This window comes from Amphibacillus cookii, from assembly GCF_016908375.1.
Taxonomy (GTDB): Bacteria; Bacillota; Bacilli; order Bacillales; family Amphibacillaceae; genus Amphibacillus_C; species Amphibacillus_C cookii.
On record NZ_JAFBDS010000011.1, the window covers coordinates 93765 to 118800 of the forward strand.

22 protein-coding genes are annotated in these 25036 nt (G+C 39.9%); 3 read left to right on the forward strand and 19 right to left on the reverse strand.

All coding sequences use genetic code 11. From position 1 onward, the window contains the following. Position 1 precedes the first annotated feature (1 nt). The 10 genes from rpmC to rpsJ are packed head-to-tail and all read right to left on the reverse strand — an operon-like array spanning position 2 to position 4754. Positions 2–202 (reverse strand): 50S ribosomal protein L29, encoded by a 201-nt coding sequence (rpmC, locus tag JOE23_RS15350; RefSeq protein ID WP_017473656.1) that lies wholly within the window; start codon positions 200–202, stop codon positions 2–4. Beyond that, positions 192–626 (reverse strand): 50S ribosomal protein L16, encoded by a 435-nt coding sequence (gene rplP / locus JOE23_RS15355; RefSeq protein WP_204439777.1) that lies wholly within the window; start codon positions 624–626, stop codon positions 192–194. Before rplP ends, rpmC begins: the two co-directional genes overlap by 11 nt. A gap of 17 nt (positions 627–643) precedes the next feature. Beyond that, positions 644–1285 carry a 30S ribosomal protein S3 gene (gene rpsC / locus JOE23_RS15360; protein WP_204439779.1) on the reverse strand — a complete coding sequence of 214 codons (642 nt, stop codon included), beginning with the start codon at positions 1283–1285 and terminating at the stop codon, positions 644–646. Positions 1286–1288: 3 nt separating this feature from the next. Next, positions 1289–1630: a 50S ribosomal protein L22 gene (gene rplV, locus JOE23_RS15365; RefSeq protein WP_204439781.1), complete on the reverse strand. Its 342-nt coding sequence runs from the start codon at positions 1628–1630 to the stop codon at positions 1289–1291. A 20-nt stretch (positions 1631–1650) separates the two neighbouring features. Then, positions 1651–1929: a 30S ribosomal protein S19 gene (gene rpsS, locus JOE23_RS15370; protein WP_017473660.1), complete on the reverse strand. Its 279-nt coding sequence runs from the start codon at positions 1927–1929 to the stop codon at positions 1651–1653. Between the two features lie 57 nt (positions 1930–1986). Continuing rightward, entirely contained in the window at positions 1987–2817 is an 831-nt protein-coding gene (gene rplB, locus JOE23_RS15375) for a 50S ribosomal protein L2 (protein ID WP_017473661.1), read from the reverse strand. 27 nt (positions 2818–2844) lie between these two features. Further along, complete coding sequence (rplW, locus tag JOE23_RS15380) at positions 2845–3138, reverse strand: 50S ribosomal protein L23 (protein WP_204439783.1); 294 nt, start codon at positions 3136–3138, stop codon at positions 2845–2847. Further along, the gene (gene rplD / locus JOE23_RS15385) at positions 3138–3761 is read right to left on the reverse strand and encodes a 50S ribosomal protein L4 (RefSeq protein WP_204439785.1); all 624 of its coding nucleotides are present in this window, start codon (positions 3759–3761) and stop codon (positions 3138–3140) included. Before rplD ends, rplW begins: the two co-directional genes overlap by 1 nt. Before the next feature lie 25 nt (positions 3762–3786). Further along, positions 3787–4419 carry a 50S ribosomal protein L3 gene (gene rplC, locus JOE23_RS15390; RefSeq protein ID WP_204439787.1) on the reverse strand — a complete coding sequence of 211 codons (633 nt, stop codon included), beginning with the start codon at positions 4417–4419 and terminating at the stop codon, positions 3787–3789. Between the two features lie 26 nt (positions 4420–4445). Beyond that, positions 4446–4754, reverse strand: coding sequence for a 30S ribosomal protein S10 (gene rpsJ, locus JOE23_RS15395; RefSeq protein ID WP_204439789.1), 309 nt, complete (start codon positions 4752–4754; stop codon positions 4446–4448). Between the two features lie 939 nt (positions 4755–5693). On the opposite strand from rpsJ, the gene JOE23_RS15400 reads away from it, so the two are divergent. Further along, on the forward strand, positions 5694–7088 hold the full coding sequence (locus JOE23_RS15400; RefSeq protein ID WP_204439791.1) for an L-cystine transporter: 1395 nt from the start codon (positions 5694–5696) through the stop codon (positions 7086–7088). 411 nt (positions 7089–7499) lie between these two features. Here JOE23_RS15400 and JOE23_RS15405 read toward each other — a convergent pair whose 3' ends face one another. Beyond that, the gene (locus tag JOE23_RS15405; protein ID WP_204439793.1) at positions 7500–7721 is read right to left on the reverse strand and encodes a hypothetical protein; all 222 of its coding nucleotides are present in this window, start codon (positions 7719–7721) and stop codon (positions 7500–7502) included. Between the two features lie 328 nt (positions 7722–8049). On the opposite strand from JOE23_RS15405, the gene JOE23_RS15410 reads away from it, so the two are divergent. Both JOE23_RS15410 and JOE23_RS15415 read left to right on the forward strand, forming a co-directional pair. Continuing rightward, a complete protein-coding gene (locus JOE23_RS15410) occupies positions 8050–9759 on the forward strand; it encodes a methyl-accepting chemotaxis protein (RefSeq protein WP_204439795.1) in 1710 nt (569 codons plus the stop codon). 19 nt (positions 9760–9778) lie between these two features. Then, positions 9779–10822: a sugar ABC transporter substrate-binding protein gene (locus JOE23_RS15415; RefSeq protein WP_204439797.1), complete on the forward strand. Its 1044-nt coding sequence runs from the start codon at positions 9779–9781 to the stop codon at positions 10820–10822. A 346-nt stretch (positions 10823–11168) separates the two neighbouring features. Here the strand turns inward: JOE23_RS15415 and tuf are convergent, their stop codons facing one another. The 8 genes from tuf to JOE23_RS15455 all read right to left on the reverse strand — a co-directional run bounded on the left by tuf (position 11169) and on the right by JOE23_RS15455 (position 24816). Beyond that, the gene (gene tuf, locus JOE23_RS15420; RefSeq protein ID WP_017473670.1) at positions 11169–12359 is read right to left on the reverse strand and encodes an elongation factor Tu; all 1191 of its coding nucleotides are present in this window, start codon (positions 12357–12359) and stop codon (positions 11169–11171) included. A gap of 126 nt (positions 12360–12485) precedes the next feature. Next, positions 12486–14564, reverse strand: a complete 2079-nt coding sequence (gene fusA / locus JOE23_RS15425) for an elongation factor G (protein ID WP_204439799.1) — start codon at positions 14562–14564, stop codon at positions 12486–12488. A 196-nt stretch (positions 14565–14760) separates the two neighbouring features. Further along, entirely contained in the window at positions 14761–15231 is a 471-nt protein-coding gene (gene rpsG, locus JOE23_RS15430) for a 30S ribosomal protein S7 (protein WP_017473672.1), read from the reverse strand. Positions 15232–15268: 37 nt separating this feature from the next. Continuing rightward, positions 15269–15682 carry a 30S ribosomal protein S12 gene (rpsL, locus tag JOE23_RS15435; RefSeq protein ID WP_204439801.1) on the reverse strand — a complete coding sequence of 138 codons (414 nt, stop codon included), beginning with the start codon at positions 15680–15682 and terminating at the stop codon, positions 15269–15271. Between the two features lie 110 nt (positions 15683–15792). Then, positions 15793–16044, reverse strand: a complete 252-nt coding sequence (locus tag JOE23_RS15440; RefSeq protein WP_204439803.1) for a 50S ribosomal protein L7ae-like protein — start codon at positions 16042–16044, stop codon at positions 15793–15795. 160 nt (positions 16045–16204) lie between these two features. Next, on the reverse strand, positions 16205–19819 hold the full coding sequence (gene rpoC, locus JOE23_RS15445; protein ID WP_204439805.1) for a DNA-directed RNA polymerase subunit beta': 3615 nt from the start codon (positions 19817–19819) through the stop codon (positions 16205–16207). Between the two features lie 90 nt (positions 19820–19909). Further along, the gene (gene rpoB / locus JOE23_RS15450; protein ID WP_204439807.1) at positions 19910–23446 is read right to left on the reverse strand and encodes a DNA-directed RNA polymerase subunit beta; all 3537 of its coding nucleotides are present in this window, start codon (positions 23444–23446) and stop codon (positions 19910–19912) included. A gap of 770 nt (positions 23447–24216) precedes the next feature. Continuing rightward, positions 24217–24816, reverse strand: coding sequence for a class I SAM-dependent methyltransferase (locus tag JOE23_RS15455; RefSeq protein WP_204439808.1), 600 nt, complete (start codon positions 24814–24816; stop codon positions 24217–24219). Between the last annotated feature and the right edge of the window lie 220 nt (positions 24817–25036).

Sequence of the window (25036 nt, forward strand, 5' to 3'; positions counted from 1 at the left end):
ACTAGTTATTTACGCTAAGCTCTCTTTCACGAACAACAGTTTTCATACGTGCAATCGATTTACGAACTTCACGAAGACGTGCAGTGTTCTCCAATTGCCCTGTAGCTAACTGAAAACGCAAATTGAAAAGCTCTTCTTTCAATGACTTAACTTTTTGTTCAATTTCGGCAGTGGTTAGTTCTCTGATTTCATTAGCCTTCATTGATTTCACCACCAATTTCTTCACGTTTTACAAACTTAGTTTTAATCGGAAGTTTGTGAGATGCTAGACGCAATGCTTCTCTTGCAACCTCTTCAGATACTCCAGCGATTTCAAATAGGATTTTTCCTGGTTTAACAACAGCTACCCAACCTTCAGGAGCACCTTTACCAGAACCCATACGTACTTCTAAAGGTTTCTTAGTATATGGTTTGTCTGGGAAGATTTTAATCCAAACTTTCCCACCACGTTTCATGTAACGAGTCATAGCAATACGAGCAGACTCGATTTGACGACTTGTTATCCAAGCAGCTTCAACAGCTTGCAATCCGTATTCACCGAATGCAACCTCTGTTCCGCCTTTCGCTTTACCTTTCAAATTAGCACGGTGTTGCTTACGATGTTTTACACGTTTAGGCATTAACATAATGCGTGCCCCCTTCCTTACTTATTGTTTTTAGTTGGAAGGACTTCCCCACGATAGATCCACACTTTAACACCTAATTTACCGTAAGTAGTATCTGCCTCTGCAGTACCATAATCGATATCAGCGCGAAGTGTGTGTAGTGGTACCGTTCCTTCACTGTAACTTTCCGCACGTGCCATATCCGCGCCACCTAGACGTCCAGATACTTGCGTACGAATACCTTTTGCTCCTGCACGCATAGCACGTTGAATCACTTGCTTTTGCGCACGACGGAATGAAATACGTCCTTCTAATTGACGTGCAATGTTTTCTGCGACTAATTTAGCATCAATATCAGGCTTTTTAACTTCAACAATATTAATGTGAACTTTTTTGCCTGTTAATTGATTTAATGATTTACGAAGTGCTTCAACCTCAGAACCACCTTTACCAATAACCATACCTGGTTTAGCCGTTGAAATTGAGATATTAACACGATTTGCAGCACGTTCGATTTCCACTTTAGAAACAGCAGCATCTTTCAAACGTTTTTCAATGTAATCACGAATTTTAATATCTTCATGTAATAAGTCTGCATAATCTTTGCCAGCGTACCATTTTGAATCCCAATCACGAATGACGCCGACCCGAAGTCCTATCGGATTAACTTTTTGACCCACAGATTATCCCTCCTTCTTTTCTGATACAACCACGGTGATGTGGCTTGTTCTTTTATTGATTTGGCTAGCACGACCTTGTGCACGAGGGCGGAAACGTTTAAGTGTTACCCCTTCGTTTACGTATGCTTCTGATACATACAAGTTGTCGACGTCCATTTCATAATTGTGCTCTGCATTTGCGATCGCAGAGTTTAATACTTTTTCAACAACTGGGCTTGCGCCACGTTGTGTGTGTTTTAAAATAGCAATTGCTTCTCCAACATTTTTGCCTCGAATTAAATCAATGACCAAACGAACTTTACGAGGAGCAATTCTAACAGTTTTTGCAACAGCTTTAGCTTGCATCAAGAGTGCCTCCTCTCCTATTAGCGTTTTGTTTTCTTGTCATCGCCCGCATGCCCTTTGAAAGTGCGTGTCGGTGCGAATTCACCTAATTTATGTCCAACCATATCTTCTGTTACATAAACCGGTACATGTTTACGACCATCGTAAACAGCGATTGTGTGTCCTACAAAGTTAGGAAATATAGTAGAACGGCGTGACCAAGATTTAACAACTTGTTTCTTGTCACTTTCATTTAAGTTTTCAATCTTTTTCATCAAATGGTCATCTACGAAAGGTCCCTTTTTTAAGCTACGACCCATACATAAACCTCCCTTCGTGATTGTCGGACGGGTGTTAATGCCCGCCGTTCAACCCCGTTATTTTTTACGTTTGCGTACAATAAATTTATCTGATTGCTTGTTGCGTTTACGTGTGATTTTACCAAGTGTTGGTTTGCCCCATGGAGACATTGGTGATTTACGTCCGATAGGTGCACGTCCTTCACCACCACCGTGTGGGTGATCGTTAGGGTTCATAACAGAACCACGTACAGTTGGGCGAATACCCTTCCAACGTGAGCGTCCAGCTTTACCGACACGAATCAATTCATTTTCTAAGTTACCCACTTGACCAACAGTCGCTCGGCATGTGCCTAATACGAGACGAACTTCACCTGAAGCCAGACGTACAAGTACATACTTGTCTTCACGACCTAGAATTTGAGCTTGAGAACCTGCAGAACGCGCGAGCTGTCCTCCACGGCCTGGCTTCAACTCGATATTGTGGATCACAGTACCTACTGGAATGCTCATAAGTGGTAATGCATTACCTACTTTAATGTCTGCATCTGCTCCAGAGAAAATTTCTTGACCTACTTGGATACCTTTTGGTGCTAAAATGTAACGTTTTTCACCATCTGCATAGTTAATTAATGCAATGTTAGCTGTACGGTTAGGATCATACTCAATTGTAGCAACGCGTCCTGGTATACCATCTTTATCGCGTTTAAAGTCGATCACACGGTATTGGCGTTTATGTCCACCACCTTGATGACGAACCGTTAACTTACCTTGGTTGTTACGTCCACCACGTTTTGATAGTGGTTGTAGAAGTGATTTCTCAGGTTTGTCAGTGGTAATTTCAGCGAAATCTGAAACTGACATATTACGTCTACCATTAGAAGTTGGTTTATACTTCTTAATCGCCATCTTGTTTCCCTCCTTTTCTAGTTACGTTTATTCTACACTTTCAAAGAAATCGAGTTCTTTGCTGTCTTCGGATAATTGAACAATAGCTTTTTTACGATTTGGACGGTATCCACCATGACGACCCATACGCTTGAACTTTCCTTTAATATTTGAAGTGTTGACTTTAACCACTTTCACATCAAATATTTGCTCTACTGCATTTTTGATCTCAGTTTTATTCGCATTTGTGTTTACTTCAAACGTATATTTTTTATCAACCATTTGGTCGGCAGAGTGTTCCGTAATAATCGGGCGCTTAATAATATCACGTGGATCTTTCATTATGCAAGCACCTCCCCTGCTTTTTCCGCTGCATCTTTAGTAATGATGAGCTTGTCATGTGCAAGTAAATCAAGCACGTTAATTTGGCTTACAGGTAAAACTTTAGTATTTGGTAAGTTGTTTGCACTTTTTGCAATCACTTCATCTTGTTCAGCTGTAACGATTAATGCTTTTTCATTTACGTTTAGAGCCGCTAAAAGATTTACAACTTCTTTTGTTTTCGGTTTTTCAATTGCTAAACCTTCTAATACAACAAGGCTCTCTTCTTTCACTTTAGAAGAAAGTGCTGATTGAAGTGCTAATCGACGAACTTTCTTTGGTAGTTTGTAGCTATAGCTGCGAGGCGTTGGACCGAATACAACACCGCCGCCAACCCATTGTGGCGAGCGAATTGAACCTTGACGGGCACGACCTGTACCTTTTTGACGCCATGGTTTACGACCTCCGCCGCTCACTGCTGAACGATTCTTAACAGCATGTGTTCCTTGACGACGTGATGCTTGTTGCATAACGACTGCGTCATGTAATACATGCTCATTTGGTTCAATACCGAACACTGTATCGTTTAATTCTACATCCCCTACTTGCGATCCGCTTTGGTTATATAGTGCTACTTTAGGCATGACATATCCTCCCTTCAACTTTAAATTAGTTAGCCTTTAATGCACTCGTGATTTTTACGAATGATTTTTTAGATCCTGGTACATTTCCTTTGATCAACAAAAGATTACGTTCAGTGTCAACTTTCACAACCTCTAGATTTTGAATGGTTGTTACTACACTACCCATTTGTCCTGGCAATTTCTTACCTTTCATAACGCGAGCTGGTTGTGCAGCTGCACCCATTGAACCCGGCGCTCTATGGAAGTGTGAACCATGCCCCATTGGACCACGCTGTTGGTTATGACGTTTAATCGCACCTTGAAATCCTTTACCTTTAGATGTACCTGTTACATCAATGCTATCTCCAGCTTGGAAAACCTCTACGTTTAATTCTTGACCTACTTCATAGTCATCAAGATTTACGTTACGGAATTCACGAATGAAGCGCTTAGGATTAGTGCTCGCTTTTGCAGCATGTCCTTTTTCCGGCTTGTTCGCATTTGCTTCTTTTTGATCAGCAAAACCTACTTGAATCGCTTCATAGCCGTCATTTTCTAATGTTCTTTTTTGTAGAACAACATTTGGCTCAGCTTGAACAACTGTTACTGGGATCAACTCACCTTCCTCAGTAAAAATCTGTGTCATGCCGACTTTACGACCTAAGATTCCTTTCGTCATCCGTTACACCTCCTAAAAAAATTCAATTATAGTTTAATTTCAATATCTACACCAGATGGTAAGTCAAGACGCATTAGCGCATCTACCGTCTGTGGTGTAGGACTTACGATATCAATTAGACGCTTGTGTGTACGCATTTCAAATTGCTCACGAGAGTCTTTGTATTTGTGTACCGCACGTAGAACAGTGTAGACTGATTTTTCAGTTGGTAACGGGATCGGTCCCGACACCCCTGCTCCTGAACGCTTTGCAGTGCTCACAATCTTTTCAGCTGACTGATCCAAAATACGGTGATCATACGCTTTTAAACGGATTCTAATTTTTTCTTTTGCCATTATATTCCCTCCTTTTCGCCCATTTTATAATAGACATTCTCCGCGGAAATTCCTTAGACTACCCACCCATGGCAAAGGGGCCGGGTGTGCCAACAACCTTCCACATCATCGCCTTTATGACCAACATTACATATTATATTAAAAACATCACCGGAATGCAAGGTTTATTCAAAAAAAGTTGATTTTTTTCTTGCCAATTTCTTCAGGTCTTTAGCGTAGTATTTAACCAACGTTCAAATCATTTCTCTTTCCTTATTAATATGGAAGGTATTCGTTCTGAGCAGATCTTCATGTTTGGTCCTCGCTCCACATTATATAGGTACTGAATCCTCGCGACTTGTTACTCTACAGCCGAGGCAGTAGCACCATTATCTCCCATTTGTGATTCCTATAAACCAAAAGACGTATAATTTCCACCTGCTATTTAATGAAGTAAAACACGCTCAGAGGATAGCGATCTATTCTCTATTTTTTTAATTTCGATGGTTCACCTCTCATCAAAAATGAAGAAGATGAAGTCACCCTGCCGAAAAAATACGCGTCCTTTTTTCGAAACGACGATAAAGGACTTGTATTCTCCTTCCAACACATAGCATGTTACCCCATATCTCCTATCGAATAGTACCGAGATTACCTGGTTGCTTAACTAAGTCTTTGTTTAGCTAGCTGGATGAATCAGGCCACCCTAATCGCACTGGCTATATTATAAAACGAACCTTCAATCAGTGAGCGTTTTAGTCTTCGTCCACTGATTGAAGGTTCGTCATCCAGCTAAATAGATTGACTGCTGTTCTCTATTTTGGGAGGGGGTTTACGGACGGTTAGCTGTAATAAAGAAAGCACATCACTTGAATTATTAAGGATTTCGTTATATGATTTTGATTCATATTTTCTATAATAGCATGATAGGATTACTATATAAGGGGGGAAATAAAGAAAATGGATAATTGGTTTATTGTTTTAAATGTTTTAGTCTTTATTGGATTACTAAGCATATTACTTTATATGCAAAAAAAGCATTTCTCCTATGCAAAACGCGTCTTCACTGGTATGGGAATCGGCATTGTGTTAGGCGTTATCTTGCAAGCTATTTACGGGGAAGGATCAGATATCCTTAGTGGTACACTTGATTGGTATAGCATTGTTGGTAGTGGTTATATTCGCTTACTAATGCTGATTGTTATCCCACTCGTTATGTTCTCTATTATTCGAGCGATTATCAACTTAAAGGAAACGAAACAGCTTGGTAAAATTGCCGCTTGGGTTATTGGTGTGTTAATCACCACAACCCTTATCGCTGCTGTTGTGGGGATTGGATCTGCGCTAATATTTGATTTAAGTGCTGAACAAATTGAGGCTGGCCAAGCTGAAGCTGAGCGGGGTGCTTCTTTAGAAGAACGATTTGAATCAATGGTCGATCAAACCACACCCCAACGTCTTATCGAATTTATCCCAAGTAATATCTTTTTAGATATGACAGGCGAACGACCAACATCTGTAATTGCGGTCGTTATCTTTTCAATTCTTGTCGGGGTAGCAACACTCGGTGTGAACAGGAAGCAACCAGAGCAAGCAGAAGCCTTTACCAAGCTGATTAATGCCGTTTTCGCAATTGTAATGAGAATTGTGACATTAATTCTGCGACTGACGCCGTTTGGGGTGCTAGCGCTTATGACCAACATGGTCGCATCAACAAACTTTGCCGGTATTTTGCAACTTGGTAAATTTGTAATCGCATCTTATGTTGCACTGATTGTTATGTTTTTCATCCACTTGTTAATTGTTAGTGGATTCAAGTTAAATCCGATGACGTTTGTTAAGAAAATTATCCCTGTACTAGGCTTTGCCTTCACTTCTCGATCAAGTGCAGGAACGATTCCACTTAACGTCTCTGCGCAGAAGAACGCTTTAGGCGTTGATGATGGAGCCGCTAATATGTCAGCATCATTTGGTGCGACGATGGGACAAAACGGTTGTGCCGGCATCTATCCAGCGATGCTAGCCATTATGATTGCACCAACAATGGATATTAATCCTTTGTCACCAGAATTTCTTATCCAGCTTGTTTTAATTACAGCGATTAGTTCATTTGGTGTTGCCGGTGTCGGGGGCGGGGCAACCTTTGCAGCCATTATCGTCTTATCATCAATGGGCTTACCTGTTGCCTTAGCTGGTTTACTGATCACAATTGAACCTTTAATTGATATGGGCCGTACGGCAATTAATGTTAATGGCAGTATCGTGGCTGGAACGGTTACCTCTAAGGTGCTTGGGAATTTAGATGAACGTACATTTAATGATAAGAAAGCTGTTGTAGAAAGTGCAGGTATTTAACTTATTGGAAACACGCTCTCGACATTTTAATGCCGAGAGCGTGTTTTTGTGAATAGAATTCGGGTTTACAAATAGATTAGAAATAGATAGTAATTGTAAACTAATCACCTACCTCCACTTCATCATTAATCACAAATTCTGTATAATAAATGTCTTCATCAATTTCAAAGGCAAAATAAATTTTTTCACCCTCAGATTCCAAATACTCTCTTTCCTCATCTTTAAGATTTTCAGGGTATTGGACTAGTATTGAGACAGTATGTTCCCAATCAAAATTTTTCTCGAAAACCCTCTCATCTGATTCAAAAAAATTACGGCTTAGATAATACTGCTCTAGCTCTTCAGGTAAATAGCCAATATACCTAAAATTAATATCACGATTAGTTATATTTTCGATTATAAATGTAAATTCTAATCTCCTCTCAAATTCATTTTCATTCCAACATAATAACTATCTTCCTCCAACTCAAGCGTCACCATATCGAATAACGGGTTTTCCTTCCCTTCAAGTTGCTCAATTTCTTCAATTACTTGATCGGAAGTTAAATTTTCAAATTCAACTGTGTTTGTGTTTGAACAAGCAAGAAGACTCAATAAAACTATTCCTAATAACAAATATAATTTTGTATGCATAATAACGCTCCTATTAATCAGTAGTCTTCCCAGCACTTCCCTGTCCCACTTCACCAACGACCTTGAACAATTTCCGCCAATCTCTTTTTATTTATAGTTAGGAGCTTTGGAGATTTTGTTAGGACTATTACATTGCGCTGATACAGTGGAGTAATTCTTTTTTTATTACCATAGATACGAATAGTTATATATTAACAAATAGAAAGGTTAAGTTAACAGTTAAAATGTAAAATTTTTCTTTGTACAATCATTTCCTTTTTTTATCTATTAAATCGAATGTTTTTATACCGATAATAAATATATGAAATAAATTAAGGGGGCCTTTATATTGAAGCGATTCAATGTATTATCTAAACGATCAATCGGTGGTCAATTTGGCATGATTTATGGCATTGTCATCTTGCTATTTATTAGTTCGGTGTTTATCACCTATTTACTATTAAGCCAAACCCATCAAGCAGTTGATGAGACCGAAGAAAAAAATGCGGTTGTCATTGAAGTCAATGAACTGATGTCACTCTATCAGGAAAAATACCTATTTATTCCAGAATATATTATTGATGAAAGTGAGCAACGTTTACTTGATTACCTTGAAGTTAGTAGACAATTTGTCACAAAGGCTAAACAAGTTAGTGCGCTATTATCTGATGGAGAGCAAATGACCATCTTTGATCAGATCATCGAAAACAACCATCAACTCGATGAATATTTCTTTAGTGAGATCGTACCGAATGTTCAACAAATTAACACGGACACCTTTACAGCTTTGCAAGCAGACGCCAATCAACTTAAGGAAGACACCATGCAAGACGGGACTATACTTATTGAAGAAGCAATTAGTGAGAATCAATTATCGATTCAATCCGCTCAGCAAAACATTACCTCTACCATCACTATGTTGATTCTTTCTTTAGTGATATCTGTCACGTTATCATTAATTCTCATGCTGTTGTTGAGTAAAAAAATCAAGCGCAAACTCGGCGAGGTGGTTACAACCTCTAACGCGATTGCAAATGGTGATTTAAGTGGTGAAGATTTAGTATTTAATGAAGAAAATGAAATTGGTTCACTCGCTCTATCGATTAATAATATGAAACATAATTTAAAGGATATTTTATCGCAGATTACTAACTTGACTAAAAACGTTAATACGCAAGTTGATCAATTTGTCAGCATTGCCAACGATGTAGAGTCTGGTAGCGAGCAGGTCGCTGTAACCATTGAAGAGTTAGCCACTGGTGCAACTGACCAAGCAGACGAGGCCAGTGCAATCTCCGAAAAAACGAAAGACTTTCATCATCGGGTTAAAGAGGCCCAGCAAAACAGTGATCAACTTGTTACTTTTTCAGATGATGTATTGACCGTCTCAAACGATGGAGATGTTCAGATGCAACACTCTATAAAGCAAATGGTCACTATTACGGATACGGTTGCGTCATCAGTTAAGCGCGTCAATCAACTCGAGAAAGATACCGTGTCTATTAATGAATTTGTCAATGTCATAACCGGCATTGCAGAGCAAACCAACTTACTTGCTCTAAATGCATCAATTGAAGCCGCTCGAGCAGGTGAGTCTGGAAAAGGCTTTGCCGTTGTTGCGGAGGAGGTTAGAAAGTTGGCTGAAGAAGTCCACGACTCTTCTGGAAAAATCAGTGGCATCGTCAAAGATATTCAAGAAAGCATGCGCTTAATGGTAGAGGATTTAGAGAAAGGCTTCGATCAAGTCAATACAGGAAAGCAACAAATTGATACATCAAGTCAATATTTTACTGACATTAAAGATAAAGTTCATTTAATCTCAGATCGTATAAATCAAATATCTAAAACCATCAGTTACTTTGGACAAGCAAGCGATGAAATTAACAGTTCTGTTGAAAATATTGCTGCAATTTCGGAAGAATCAGCAGCAGGTTCTGAAGAAATATCAGCTTCTGCTAATGAACAAAAAACAGCCGTCCAAAGAGTGGCGACTGATGTTAATCAACTTAGAGGCTCAATTGAGGCAATGAATAAGCTGATTGATCAATTTACACTTTAATTTAAAAGGAGGTTCATATATGTTTAACAAAAAACACTTTCTTTCATTTATAAGTCTATTTTTATTATTTGCTTTAGTAGGTTGTTTTAATCAATCAAATAATAATGACTCAGAGGATACTTCCGTAACCAAATTACGTAGCGAACAAGATATTCCTTATATAGGCTTTGCGATGGATACATTACAAGATGAACGCTGGTATCGTGATAAGGACTACTTTGAACAAAAAGTCCAATCATTAGGGGGAAATGTTAAGACGCTCGCGGCTAACGGGATCCATGACGTGCAAGTCGAGCAAGTCGAATTATTAATTGAAGAAGGTATTGATATACTCGTTATTATACCAGCAGACTCCGAAGCATCTGCTGAAATTGTTGAATTAGCACATCAAGCAGATGTTCCAGTGATTTCTTATGACAAACTGGTACTTAACGCTGACCTTGATTATTATATATCATTTGATAACGTTAAGGTTGGTGAGCTCCAAGCAAGTGCCATCTTAGAAGAGGTTGATGAAGGTGATTTCGCCTATGTAGGAGGGGCTGATAACGATAATAATGCCCACCTTTTTAAAGAAGGCGCGATGAATGTTCTTCAGCCGTATATAGACTCAGGGGATATTAACCTCGTCTATGACCAGTTTACACCAGGTTGGTCTCCAGATGAAGCTGAGGCTATGTTTGGTTCATTTTTAGAGAATAACCAACAAGTTGATGCGGTAGTCGCTGCTAACGACGGCACTGCTGGCGGTGTGATACAAGCCCTAAACGCACAAAATTTAACCGTCCCTATTAGTGGTCAAGATGCTGAATTAGATGCCATTAGACGCATACAAGATGGTACACAAACTATGACCGTCTATAAGTCACTAGAACAGATAGCAGAAACAGCTGCTGAGACAGCGATGCGATTGGCTAACGGTGAAACGATCGAAACTGATTCAACAATGAATAATAATAACATTGATGTACCATCGATTTTACTTGACCCAATCACTATTACTTCTAATAACATTGATGAAACTGTCATAGCAGATGGTCATATCGATGCTGATGATTTATAAATATTAATATCATGCTCTAATCTAAACACACGTAACTCCTATTTTATTTGATTGGTTTATCCGCATTAAAAATAGGCGTTTACGTGTTTATTTATACCTTCATTTAATTGTGAATCCCTTGGCTGTTTAGAAGACTTAAAACGAAACTTTAATCAGTTAAGTGAATCAGGACATTGCATCCGTTATCACCCACCTTAATAGATTCGCTGTTCTCTATTTTGAAGTGGGTGTTTACGGACGGTTATCTATGATAAAACGCATAAAATAGATCGTTTCCTTCACCAACTTGAACTATTATAGAACCAAAAAATCCGATCCCCATAAGGGAATCGGATTTCGTGTTTAATTACGCTTCAATTTTAGCTACAACGCCAGCGCCTACAGTACGGCCACCTTCACGGATTGAGAATTTAGTTCCATCTTCAATCGCGATTGGTGAAATCAATTCTACAGTCATCTCAACGTTGTCACCAGGCATAACCATTTCTACGCCTTCAGGAAGTTTGATAATACCAGTTACGTCAGTTGTACGGAAGTAGAACTGAGGACGGTAGTTATCGAAGAATGGAGTATGACGTCCACCTTCTTCTTTAGATAGTACATAAACTTCTGCTTTGAATTTAGTATGTGGTGTGATTGTACCTGGCTTAGCAAGTACTTGCCCACGGTTAATATCTTCACGAGATACACCACGTAGTAATGCGCCAATGTTATCACCAGCTTCTGCATAATCAAGAAGCTTACGGAACATTTCCACACCAGTTACAGTTGTTTTGCTTGGCTCATCTGCAAGACCGATGATATCAACTTCATCACCGACTTTAACAACACCACGCTCAACACGACCTGTAGCAACAGTACCACGACCAGTAATTGAGAATACGTCCTCTACTGGCATCATGAATGGTTTTTCAGTGTCACGGTCTGGACGAGGAATATACTCATCAACCGCATCCATTAATTCATAAATAGCATTTACATATTGCTCTTCGCCTTCAAGTGCTTTAAGAGCAGAACCTTTGATTACTGGTACATCATCACCAGGGAAGTCGTACTCAGAAAGAAGGTCACGAACTTCCATTTCTACTAATTCAAGAAGTTCTTCGTCATCTACCATGTCGCATTTGTTTAAGAATACAACGATAGCAGGTACACCTACTTGACGAGAAAGTAAGATATGCTCACGTGTTTGTGGCATTGGACCATCAGCTGCAGATACAACTAAGATCGCGCCATCCATTTGTGCTGCACCAGTGATCATGTTTTTAACATAGTCAGCGTGTCCTGGGCAGTCTACGTGTGCATAGTGACGTGCTTCAGTTTCATACTCAACGTGTGCAGTTGAGATCGTAATCCCACGCTCACGCTCTTCTGGCGCACCATCGATTTGATCGTAAGCCATTGCTGTACCAACACCAGATTTATTGTGAAGTACAGTTGAAATTGCTGCAGTTAAAGTTGTTTTACCATGGTCAACGTGTCCAATCGTACCAATATTAACGTGGTCTTTTGAACGGTCGAATTTTTCTTTACCCATTATATAGTTCCTCCTTTAAATAAATAAAAGTTAATTTTATATGACATGCATGCTCGCTTAAAAGAAGTCAACCTTATCTTCTAAGCTTACAATACAAGTTATACTTTAATTTTAAAAAAAAATCAATTATTCACCAGCATTTTTCTTAATAATTTCATCTGCAATACTTTTCGGTACTTCTTCATAATGATCGAAGAACATGGTATACGTACCACGACCTTGAGTATTAGAACGTAATGCTGTTGCATAACCAAACATTTCAGAAAGTGGTACAAACGCATTTACAACTTGAGCGTTACCGCGAGCTTCCATACCTTCAACACGGCCACGACGAGACGTAATATCTCCCATGATATCACCTAGGTACTCTTCAGGGATAACCACTTCCACCTTCTCTATTGGCTCTAGTAATACAGGGCTACACTTGTTTTTCGCATTTTTAAGCGCCATTGAAGCAGCTACTCTAAATGCTGTTTCATTCGAGTCAACGTCATGATAGCTACCATCATAAAGTGTTGCCTTAACATCGATTAATGGGTAGCCTGCGACAACTCCATTTTCCAATGATTCTTTAATACCAGCTTCAACAGAAGGGATATATTCACGTGGAACGACCCCACCAACAATTTTGTTAACAAACTCAAAGCCAGCACCTTCTTCGTTTGGCTCAAACTTAACCCAAACGTGACCATATTGCCCACGACCACCTGATTGACGGACAAATTTACCTTCAACCTCAGCTGAACCGCGGAATGTTTCACGATAAGATACTTGAGGATTACCCACATTTGCTTCTACTTTGAACTCACGTTTCATACGGTCAACAATGATATCAAGGTGAAGCTCACCCATACCCGAAATGATCGTTTGACCTGTTTCAACATTTGTTTCAGTTTTGAATGTTGGATCCTCTTCAGCTAGTTTACCTAAGGCTACGGACATTTTATCTTGGTCAGCTTTCGATTTCGGTTCAATAGCAACTGAAATAACGGGATCTGGAAACTCCATTGATTCAAGAATCACAAGATTCTTCTCCTCACATAGTGTATCCCCTGTTCCTGTATCTTTCAATCCTACCGCACCAGCGATATCACCTGCATATACTTCAGAAATCTCTTCACGTGAGTTCGCGTGCATTTGCAGGATACGTCCAACACGTTCACGTTTACCTTTCGTGGAGTTCTGTACGTATGAACCAGATTTCAATGTTCCAGAGTACACACGGAAGAATGTTAACTTCCCAACAAATGGATCTGTTGCCACTTTAAATGCTAACGCAGAGAATGGTTCTTTGTCATCAGCTTTACGAACAACTTCCTCTTCTGTTTCAGGTACATGACCTTCAATTGGAGGAATATCTAACGGTGATGGTAAGTAATCTACAACACCATCAATCAATAGTTGAACACCTTTGTTTTTAAATGCTGATCCACAAAAGACCGGATAGAACTCAACACTTAATGTTGCTGTACGTACCGCTGTACGTAATTCTTCATTTGAAATTTCTTCACCTTCTAAGTAACGCATCATTAGATCTTCATCTAATTCTGCAACAGCCTCTACAAGGCGTGTACGCAGTTCTTCTGCCTTAGCTTTTAAGTCTTCTGGGATTTCTCTGGACTCTGTTCGTGTACCGAGGTCATCTTCATAATAAAATGCTTCCATCGAAACTAAATCAACGATACCTTCAAAGTCATCTTCAGCACCAATTGGGAATTGAACAGGATGAGCATTAGCTCCTAAGCGATCGGATAATGTACCCACTGAATACATGAAGTCTGCGCCTGTTTTGTCCATTTTATTTACAAAAACAATTCGAGGTACACCATATGTTGTAGCCTGACGCCAAACGGTTTCTGTTTGTGGTTCAACACCAGATTGCGCGTCTAATACAGTAACAGCACCATCTAGCACACGTAGCGAACGCTCTACTTCTACTGTGAAATCCACGTGCCCTGGTGTATCAATGATGTTAATACGATGCCCTTTCCATTGAGCAGTTGTAGCAGCTGAAGTGATGGTAATCCCACGTTCTTGTTCCTGCTCCATCCAGTCCATTTGTGATGCACCTTCATGTGTTTCACCAATTTTATGGATTTTACCTGTATAGAAAAGGATACGCTCAGTAGCTGTTGTTTTCCCAGCATCAATGTGAGCCATGATACCAATATTACGTGTTTTCTCCAAGGAGAACTCTCTAGGCATATGTCTTTCTCCTTCCTTTTTCTTTTCAATTTTACGTTATCTTTAAGTAGATCGCAAAACAGCAAACGCATGGTTATCTAATGACTGACAAGGCTTCACTAACCACGAGCAAATAAGAGAGCATCGATTGACTAACGTCCTCACACTTCTTTATTATCTTCACGTATTAGCTAGCCTATATGTCATTAAATGCACCCTACCAACGATAGTGAGCGAAAGCTTTGTTTGCTTCTGCCATTTTGTGCATGTCTTCACGTCTTTTTACAGCTGCACCTGTGTTATTCGATGCATCTAAAATCTCATTTGCTAGACGTTCTTCCATCGTTTTCTCTCCGCGCAAACGCGAGTAGTTTACAATGTAACGAAGTCCTAACGCTTGGCGACGCTCAGGGCGTACTTCAACTGGCACTTGGTAGTTTGATCCACCAACACGGCGAGCGCGTACTTCTAGGACAGGCATAACGTTTTTCATCGCTTGTTCAAATACATCGATAGCTGGTTGTCCACTACGTTCTTGAACAAGTTCAAACGCACGATAAAGTATTTTTTGTGCCTTTCCTCTTTTTCCATCAACCATAATTTGATTAATCAAACGCGTAACAAGCTTTGAATTATATAACGGATCTGGTAAGACATCACGTTTAGTTACAGGACCTTTACGTGGCATAGTCTAACCTCCTTTCTTCTAAATCAATCATAACTTCTTATTTTTTAGGGCGTTTTGTTCCATATTTCGAACGACCTTGCATACGACCATCAACACCTGCAGTGTCTAATGCACCACGAACAATGTGATAACGAACACCAGGTAAGTCTTTTACACGTCCTCCACGGATAAGCACAACACTGTGCTCTTGAAGGTTGTGACCAATACCAGGAATATAAGCTGTTACTTCAATTCCATTTGTCAAACGAACACGTGCATATTTACGTAATGCTGAGTTCGGTTTCTTTGGAGTCAATGTTCCAACACGTGTACATACACCACGCTTTTGTGGAGATGATTGGTCAGTCAATGATTTTTTGAAGCTATTATACCCTTTATTTAAAGCTGGCGAGTCAGATTTTTTACTTTTACTCACACGACCTTTACGAACAAGTTGATTAATAGTTGGCATCGTTTTTTCCTCCTCTCATCACTTTCTTGTAATCCCACACATCCAGGTGGTTCATTTATAAGCAAAAAACAAAGTTTTCATGAATCAAATGCTATCAATTCACCAAAACTCTATTGCTTTATCGCTACGGCTGCTGCTCCAACTTCAATTCCACATGCTTTTCCTAATTCCCTCTTAGAATCCACGATTTGATAAGGAATATCCATTTTATCCGCGAGTTGTGAAACTTTCGATATCATGTCTGGATCAATGTCCTCCGCGATAACAACTTCTTTCACTTCTCCACTCTTCATGGCTTTAATCGCTTGTTTCGTTCCGATAATCAAACGATCCCTTGCTTGAATTACTTTATCATAAGACATTCTCATATCCTCCAAAGCATTAAGGTAACAGAAGCACCTTGAATATAGTACCACCTTAAGCTAGTTGATGTCAACTTAAAATCAGCAGAATACTTATTTTTTCACTTAAGGGGTACTATATCGTGCTTATTGTTTTTTAGTGCGATTTAATAGTTAATCATTAAACGGTTTGTTCATCTTCAGGCTCTTCTGCAATGATGTTCTCAACAGGCATTTCCGTCTGCGCTTCAATTTTACGATAGCGTTGCATACCTGTACCTGCAGGAACAAGTTTACCAATAATAACATTTTCCTTCAGACCGAGCAATTCATCACGCTTGCCTTTAATTGCTGCATCTGTTAGCACACGTGTTGTTTCTTGGAAGGACGCGGCTGATAGGAATGAGTCAGTTTCCAGCGATGCTTTGGTAATACCTAATAGAACAGGACGGCCAACTGCTGGTTCTTTATTATCTAACAGTGCCTTCTTATTAGCTTCTCTAAACTGGTGAATCTCAAGGAGTGATCCTGGTAGCACTTCAGTATCACCGGAATCAGCAATACGTACTTTTCGAAGCATTTGTCTGACCATAACCTCAACGTGCTTATCACCGATTTCTACCCCTTGCATACGGTATACTTTCTGCACTTCTTTTAAGAGATAAGATTGGACACCGTCGACACCTTGAAACTTAAGAAGTTCTTTCGGATCAATAGAACCTTCTGTTAACGGCTCGCCCGCAATAACCGTATCACCTACAGCTACCTTAACACGAGATCCATATGGCGCTGTATAGGTTCGTGTCTCTATCGCACCTTGCACGACAATTTCTTGTTTCTCTTTTACTTCACTTATATCTTGAACCGTACCATTGATCTCACTAATAACCGCTTGGCCTTTAGGATTTCTCGCTTCAAAAATCTCTTGGATACGCGGTAAACCTTGGGTAATATCACTTCCAGCAACCCCACCAGTGTGGAATGTACGCATGGTTAGCTGTGTACCCGGTTCACCAATTGACTGCGCGGCAATAATACCAACTGCTTCGCCCACTTCAACCTCTTCACCTGTAGCAAGGTTTCGACCGTAACACTTTTTACAAGCACCGTGCTTAGTATTACATGTAAATACCGTTCGGATCGTTACTTCTTCTATACCAGCCTCAACAATCTGCTTTGCCAAATCCTCGTTAATAAAGGCATCCTTCTCAACAATCACTTCATTTGTTTCTGGATGACGTAAGGTTTGGAAAGCTGTCCGACCGATTAAGCGGTCTGTTAATGGTTCAATAACTTCTGTACCTTCCGTAATCGCTTGAACCGTTAAACCTTTATCTGTATGACAGTCATCTTCCCGAATAATCACATCTTGTGCCACGTCTACTAGTCTTCTTGTTAAATAACCAGAGTCAGCAGTCTTAAGTGCTGTATCAGCAAGACCTTTACGGGCACCGTGAGTCGAAATAAAGTACTCAAGCACCGTTAAGCCTTCTCTAAAACTGGACTTAATTGGTAATTCAATAATTCGACCCGCAGGGTTAGCCATTAAACCACGCATACCGGCAAGCTGAGTAAAGTTAGATGCGTTACCACGCGCTCCTGAATCACTCATCATAAAGATAGGGTTACGGTGACTTAGTGATTTCATTAATTTCTCTTGAATCACATCTTTGGCTTGCGACCAAATTGAAATGACGCGTTCATAACGTTCTTCCTCTGTTATCAATCCTCGACGGAATTGTTTTAGGACTTTATCTACTTTGGATTGTGCTTCTTCAAGGATTTGTTCTTTCTCGGCTAATACGACAATATCTGCCACACCAACCGTGATCCCGGCTTTTGTCGAATATTTAAATCCTAAGTCCTTCATGCGGTCAAGCATCTTAGACGTTTCGCTGATTTTAAATTTCTTAAACACTTCTGCAATGATATCGCCTAGAATACCTTTCTTAAACGGTGGAATAATATCACGCTTTACCAGTTCCTCTTTGACATTACTTCCTTTAGGTACGAAATATTTATCAGGTGTTTTAATTTCTAGATTCGTTTGCGTCGGTTCATTCATATACGGGAATGACGGCGGTAAAATATCGTTAAAGATTAGTTTACCAACAGTGGTAAGCAACAGTTGTTCTTGCTGTTCACTTGTAAAGTTGTCTTTTCCTAATGATGAAACTTGAACCGCCACACGTGTATGCAGGTGTGCATAGCCATTCTGATAAGCGACCAAGGCTTCGTTTAAGTCTTTCAATACCATGCCTTCACCAATAGCATTTTCACGTTCCATGGTTAGATAATAGTTACCTAATACCATATCCTGTGAAGGTGTAACGACAGGCTTACCATCTTTTGGATTCAAGATATTTTGAGCTGCCAACATTAATATTCTAGCTTCTGCCTGAGCTTCTGCAGATAATGGTACGTGTACCGCCATTTGGTCCCCGTCAAAATCAGCATTGTAAGCTGTACAAACCAGTGGGTGAAGGCGAATAGCTCGGCCTTCGACCAAGGTCGGCTCGAAAGCTTGAATACCTAAACGGTGCAAAGTAGGGGCACGGTTTAGTAAAACTGGATGTTCTCTAATAACATCTTCAAGTACTTCCCAAACTTCAGTGTGCAGTCGCTCTATTTTCCTTTTAGCTGACTTAATATTATGAGCTAAACCGCGCTCTACAAGCTCTTTCATGATAAAAGGCTTGAATAGTTCTACTGCCATTTCCTTTGGCAATCCGCATTGATACATCTTTAGGTTTGGACCAACAACAATAACAGAACGACCTGAGTAGTCAACACGTTTACCTAATAAGTTTTGGCGGAAACGTCCCTGTTTACCTTTAAGCATATGTGATAACGATTTAAGCGGTCGATTACCTGGACCTGTAACAGGACGGCCTCGGCGACCATTATCAATTAATGCATCGACAGCTTCTTGGAGCATCCGTTTCTCGTTTTGAACAATAATACTTGGGGCACCTAAATCGAGAAGACGCTTCAAGCGGTTATTACGATTAATCACGCGACGATAGAGATCGTTTAAATCAGATGTAGCAAAACGCCCACCATCTAATTGAACCATTGGTCTTAATTCTGGTGGAATAATCGGTAAAACCTCCATGATCATCCACGATGGGGCATTACCTGAATGTCTAAAGGCTTCAATCACCTCAAGGCGCTTAATGGCACGCGTACGTCTTTGACCTTGCGCAGACTTTAGCTCTTCGCGTAATGCTTCCACTTCTTTTTCAAGATCAATGTCTTGTAGGATCTTCTTAATAGCTTCAGCTCCCATTTGCGCTTGGAAACCTTGACCGTATTTATCGCGATAGGCACGGTACTCTTTTTCTGATAACAGTTGCTTTTTCTCCAAAGCGGTTTCTCCAGCATCAGTAACAATGTAGGCTGCGAAATAAATCACTTCTTCTAATGCCCGTGGAGACATGTCTAACACGAGTCCCATACGGCTTGGAATACCTTTGAAATACCAAATGTGCGATACAGGTGCCGCTAATTCAATATGCCCCATACGTTCACGGCGGACTTTTGATTTTGTGACCTCAACACCACAGCGATCACAAACCACACCTTTATAGCGAACACGTTTATATTTACCACAATGACATTCCCAATCCTTTTGCGGACCAAAAATTCTTTCGCAAAATAAACCGTCTTTTTCGGGCTTTAATGTCCGATAATTAATTGTTTCTGGTTTTTTTACTTCCCCATATGACCATGACCGAATTTTGTCTGGTGATGCCAAACCAATTTTCATAAATTCGAAATTATTTACATCTAGCAAGGGGTCTACCTCCCTTTTAGTATGTGTTATACCATAGTTGATTAATATGTATTAATCAACTATGGTCTTAAATGCTTAAAAGTCTATTCACTACTTCTCTTCAAACTCAAGATTAAATTGTTCTGTCGACGGTTGATCGTCTTCTTCAATATCACGAAGTTCAATCTCTTCTTCATCAGAAGATAACATCTTTACGTCCATTCCTAAACTTTGCAACTCTTTAATCAAAACTTTAAATGATTCTGGAATGCCTGGCTCCGGTACATTCTCGCCTTTGACAATCGCTTCATATGTTTTTACACGACCAACAACATCATCAGACTTCACTGTCAGAATTTCTTGTAGTGTATAAGCAGCGCCATAAGCCTCGAGCGCCCACACTTCCATCTCACCAAAACGTTGCCCACCAAATTGTGCTTTACCACCAAGTGGCTGCTGTGTAACAAGTGAGTAAGGGCCTGTCGAACGAGCATGTAGCTTATCATCAACCATGTGGGCCAATTTAATCATATACATAACCCCAACGGATACACGATTATCAAATGGTTCACCGGAACGTCCATCATAGAGAATGGTTTTAGCATCTCTTGCCATACCAGCTTCTTCGATCGTTTCCCATACGTCCTCTTCATTTGCACCATCAAATACCGGTGAAGCGACATGGATACCTAATTCTCGAGCAGCCATACCTAAGTGCAACTCCAACACTTGCCCAATGTTCATACGTGAAGGTACACCTAATGGGTTAAGCATAATATCAATTGGTGTTCCATCAGGTAGGAATGGCATATCTTCTTCTGGTAAAATCTTCGAGATAACACCTTTATTACCATGACGACCAGCCATTTTATCCCCTTCATGGATTTTACGCTTTTGTACAATATAGACACGTACGAGTTGATTTACACCCGGTGGTAATTCATCACCATCTTCACGGTTGAAAATCTTCACATCTAAGACTATACCGCCAGCTCCGTGTGGTACACGTAGCGATGTATCTCTAACTTCACGCGCTTTCTCACCAAAAATAGCATGTAATAAGCGTTCTTCTGCTGATAACTCGGTAACCCCTTTAGGCGTCACTTTACCAACTAATAAATCGCCATCTTCAACTTCAGCACCAACGCGAATAATTCCTCGCTCATCCAAGTCACGAAGTGCATCCTCGCCGACATTTGGAATATCACGTGTGATTTCTTCTGGACCCAACTTCGTATCACGTGCTTCAGATTCGTATTCTTCAATATGAATCGACGTATAGACATCATCTTTTACTAAGCGTTCACTCATAATAATGGCATCTTCATAGTTATAACCATCCCAAGTCATGAAACCTACTAATACATTTTGTCCTAAGGCCAATTCACCATCTTCCATCGATGGACCATCGGCTAAAATCTCACCTTTAGTGACACGATCACCTACACGAACAATCGGGCGTTGGTTATAGCAAGTCCCTTGGTTAGAGCGGATGAATTTCTGCAGTTTATAACGATCTACATCGCCTTTCACTTCTTTACCATCAACGGTTGAAATCCGACGAACACGTACTTCTTTCGCTTCAACGGCTTCAACGACACCTTGATGACGGCAAATAACCGCTGCACCCGAGTCTTTACCAGACACATATTCCATTCCTGTTCCCACAATAGGTGAACGAGGTTGCATCAACGGAACAGCTTGACGTTGCATGTTCGCTCCCATTAAGGCACGGTTAGAGTCATCATTCTCCAAGAATGGGATACACGCTGTAGCGGCTGATACGACCTGTTTAGGTGAAACGTCCATGTAATCAATACGTTCTCTGCTCACACTTTTGTTTTCACCACGAAAACGAGCAATAACTTCTTCATCGATAAATGAACCATCTTCCGCTAAGCGAGCATTGGCTTGGGCTACAACATAATTATCTTCCTCATCTGCTGTTAGATAATCATAATGCTCTGTTACTTTACCTGTCTCAGGATCAACACGACGATACGGTGTTTCAATAAAACCAAATTTGTTTACTTTCGCATATGAAGACAGCGAGTTGATCAAACCAATGTTCGGCCCCTCCGGCGTTTCAATTGGACACATCCGGCCATAGTGAGAATAGTGAACGTCACGCACTTCAAAACCTGCACGCTCACGCGTCAGACCACCAGGTCCCAATGCAGATAAACGACGCTTATGTGTTAATTCCGCTAAAGGATTTGTTTGATCCATAAATTGCGATAACTGCGAGCTACCGAAAAACTCTTTAATCGATGCAATAACTGGTCGGATATTGATCAGTTGTTGCGGTGTAATGGCTGATGTATCTTGAATCGACATCCGCTCACGAACCACACGTTCCATTCTTGATAAACCAATACGAAATTGATTTTGCAATAATTCACCGACTGAACGTAAACGACGATTACCCAAGTGATCAATGTCATCTGTATCGCCAACTCGATGCAAAATGTTAAAAAAGTAGCTGATTGAAGCTAAAATATCAGCTGGTGTAATGTTTTTAATCGAGGAATCAACTACACCGTTGCCAATCACGGTTAGCGTTCTTTCCCCTTCAGGATCAGTTGGATCGATAATCTTGATTGCTTGCAGACGAATCTGATCTTCTAAAACCCCTTCATTCGGCTCAAGATAGTATTCACCCAAACGTTCCTCAGCCTCATCCAGGTAAGGTAAGATTTTATCAAGCAGACGTCGATCTAACTTCGCACCCTTTTCAGCAAGCACTTCTCCTGTTTCATGATCAACTAGCGTTTCAGCTAAAACTTGATTAAATAAGCGATTTTTTATATGCAATTTTTTATTGATTTTATAACGACCTACATGCGCTAAATCATAACGTTTAGGGTCAAAGAAGCGAGAAACCATTAAGCTTTTCGCATTTTCAACTGTAGGCGGCTCTCCTGGTCGGAGACGCTCATAGATTTCAAGCAATGCTTTTTCACTATTTTCTGTATTATCTTTTTCTAACGTGTTAAGTAAATATTGATTGTCACCAATCAGATCAATGATTTCTTGGTCTGTACCAAAGCCTAAGGCACGTAACAATACTGTAATTGGTAGTTTTCGAGTTCGGTCAATTCGAACGTGCACAACATCTTTTGCATCTGTTTCGAATTCTAACCATGCCCCTCGATTAGGGATGACTGTTGCGGTGTAACCGCGTTTACCATTCTTGTCGATCTTCTCACTGAAATAAACACTTGGTGAACGGACAAGTTGTGAAACAATAACACGCTCCGCACCGTTAATAATAAATGTACCTGTGTCTGTCATGAGTGGAAAATCTCCCATAAACACTTCTTGCTCTTTCACTTCACCAGTTTCGTTGTTTAATAAACGGACTTTCACACGAAGTGGCGCATTATACGTCACATCTCTCTCCTTCGATTCATCAACAGAATACTTCGGTTCACCTAAGCTATAATCAACAAACTCAAGTGATAAGTTCCCTTGGAAATCTTCAATCGGAGAAATATCCTTAAACATTTCTCGTAAGCCTTCCTCAAGGAACCAGTCATATGAAGCTGTTTGAATCTCAATCAGATTAGGTAATTCAAGTACCTCACTGATTCGTGCGTAGCTTCTGCGCTGGCGGTGTCGCCCATACTGAACTAGTTGACCTGTCAACTGCTTCACCCCTCAAATCAAGAATAAAAAATATAAAAACTTGACTGATGCTATCTGAAATATCTATAACAAAAGTCATTGTTTTAATCACTTTAAAATATTATAATTCACTACACCACTGTCTTCAGCCTACTTATATAGGCTACAAGCTTTGTCTAGCATAATCACAGAAAAAACTTCTATCATGACATGACAAAAGTTTGTATGACAGGCATACTACAACAACCATCCTTCTTTTCTCACCTAATAATTCATGATCTACTATTGACTTATGAAGTGGAATCGGTATAATTTAATCAGAATAATGTGCTCGATAGCACCGAAAAAACATTCTCGTTATTCCAACAAATCCTACTGGTAACAATGGTTTAACTCTTTAGTGAACAAGCAAATTTAAACTGCATAATTAAACAAAGGATCACCCCTTGACTATGTTCATCAACGTTTTTCAATCCTCTTTCTAATCTACGTTCTAACCATCTTGTCCATTCACCAACAAAATATACGTCTTTTTTGCCTTTTTTTGTGCAATTAAACAGATTTTCTTTCACCCTAAATAAAACAATTTATTTACACACTATTATTGTCAAATAATACCGGGAAAGTTTTTTTGTTTATTGTTTGTTCAGCCCTTACCACACAAGCGGTTAACCCGCTTTTGATATGACTGGAAATGTTTAATCTAAAAAAAGACTTGACACGAAAACGTTCTATTGGCATTTTTCTATGTTACCACAACCCCTTAAGCGAGTCAATTCTTTCGCTAAGAATTATTTCTTAGCTCGTATGATAAAATAACCTTTACTTTTCTTAACCGTTTCAACTTTAGCGAACAAATCATTTAATTTTTGAATAGCTGATGGCGCTCCTTGTTTTTTCTGTATAACCACCCATAGCTCCCCGCCTGTCATTAAACGCTGATAACTATCACTAAATATTTGGTGTACCACTTTTTTACCAGCACGAATGGGCGGATTTGTTATAACTGCGGCAAACAATTGATCTGGAAGATCTGTAAAGCGATCAGAAAGGTAACAGGAAATATTGTCAACCTGATTGTGTTTGGCATTTGTTTTGGCAAGAGCGATTGCACGTTCGTTAATATCAGCTAAAAGAACATGACGGTTTGGAAAAGTTTTAGCCAGTGACAGACCAATCGCGCCATAACCACAACCCAAATCAACAAAATCACCTTCTATGTCAGGGGGGATAAATGCTTCAATTAATGTTCGTGAACCAAAATCGACTTCATTCTTCGAAAAAACACCAACATCACTTGTAAATTTCAGGGTGTGACCGCGCAAATCAAACGTCCACGTCATCGGATTACTTTTTGCTTGGGGATTTTGCGTAAAATATTGTTCAGACATTAATTCGGCACCTACTTTTAAGAAGTTTATGGTCAGCTAAAGAAATCAACACGTTTAAATCGAACAACGATTGATTCCAATGTATTTCACTATAAATACACTCTCAAAAAAAAGGTTGAAAATAAGGTGTTGAGTCCGTCTTTTTCAGCGGACTTTCGGAGCGATTTCTAGAAACAAAGTACAAATGAGAGCCCGCCTTTCTAAGACGAGCTCTCTTTTA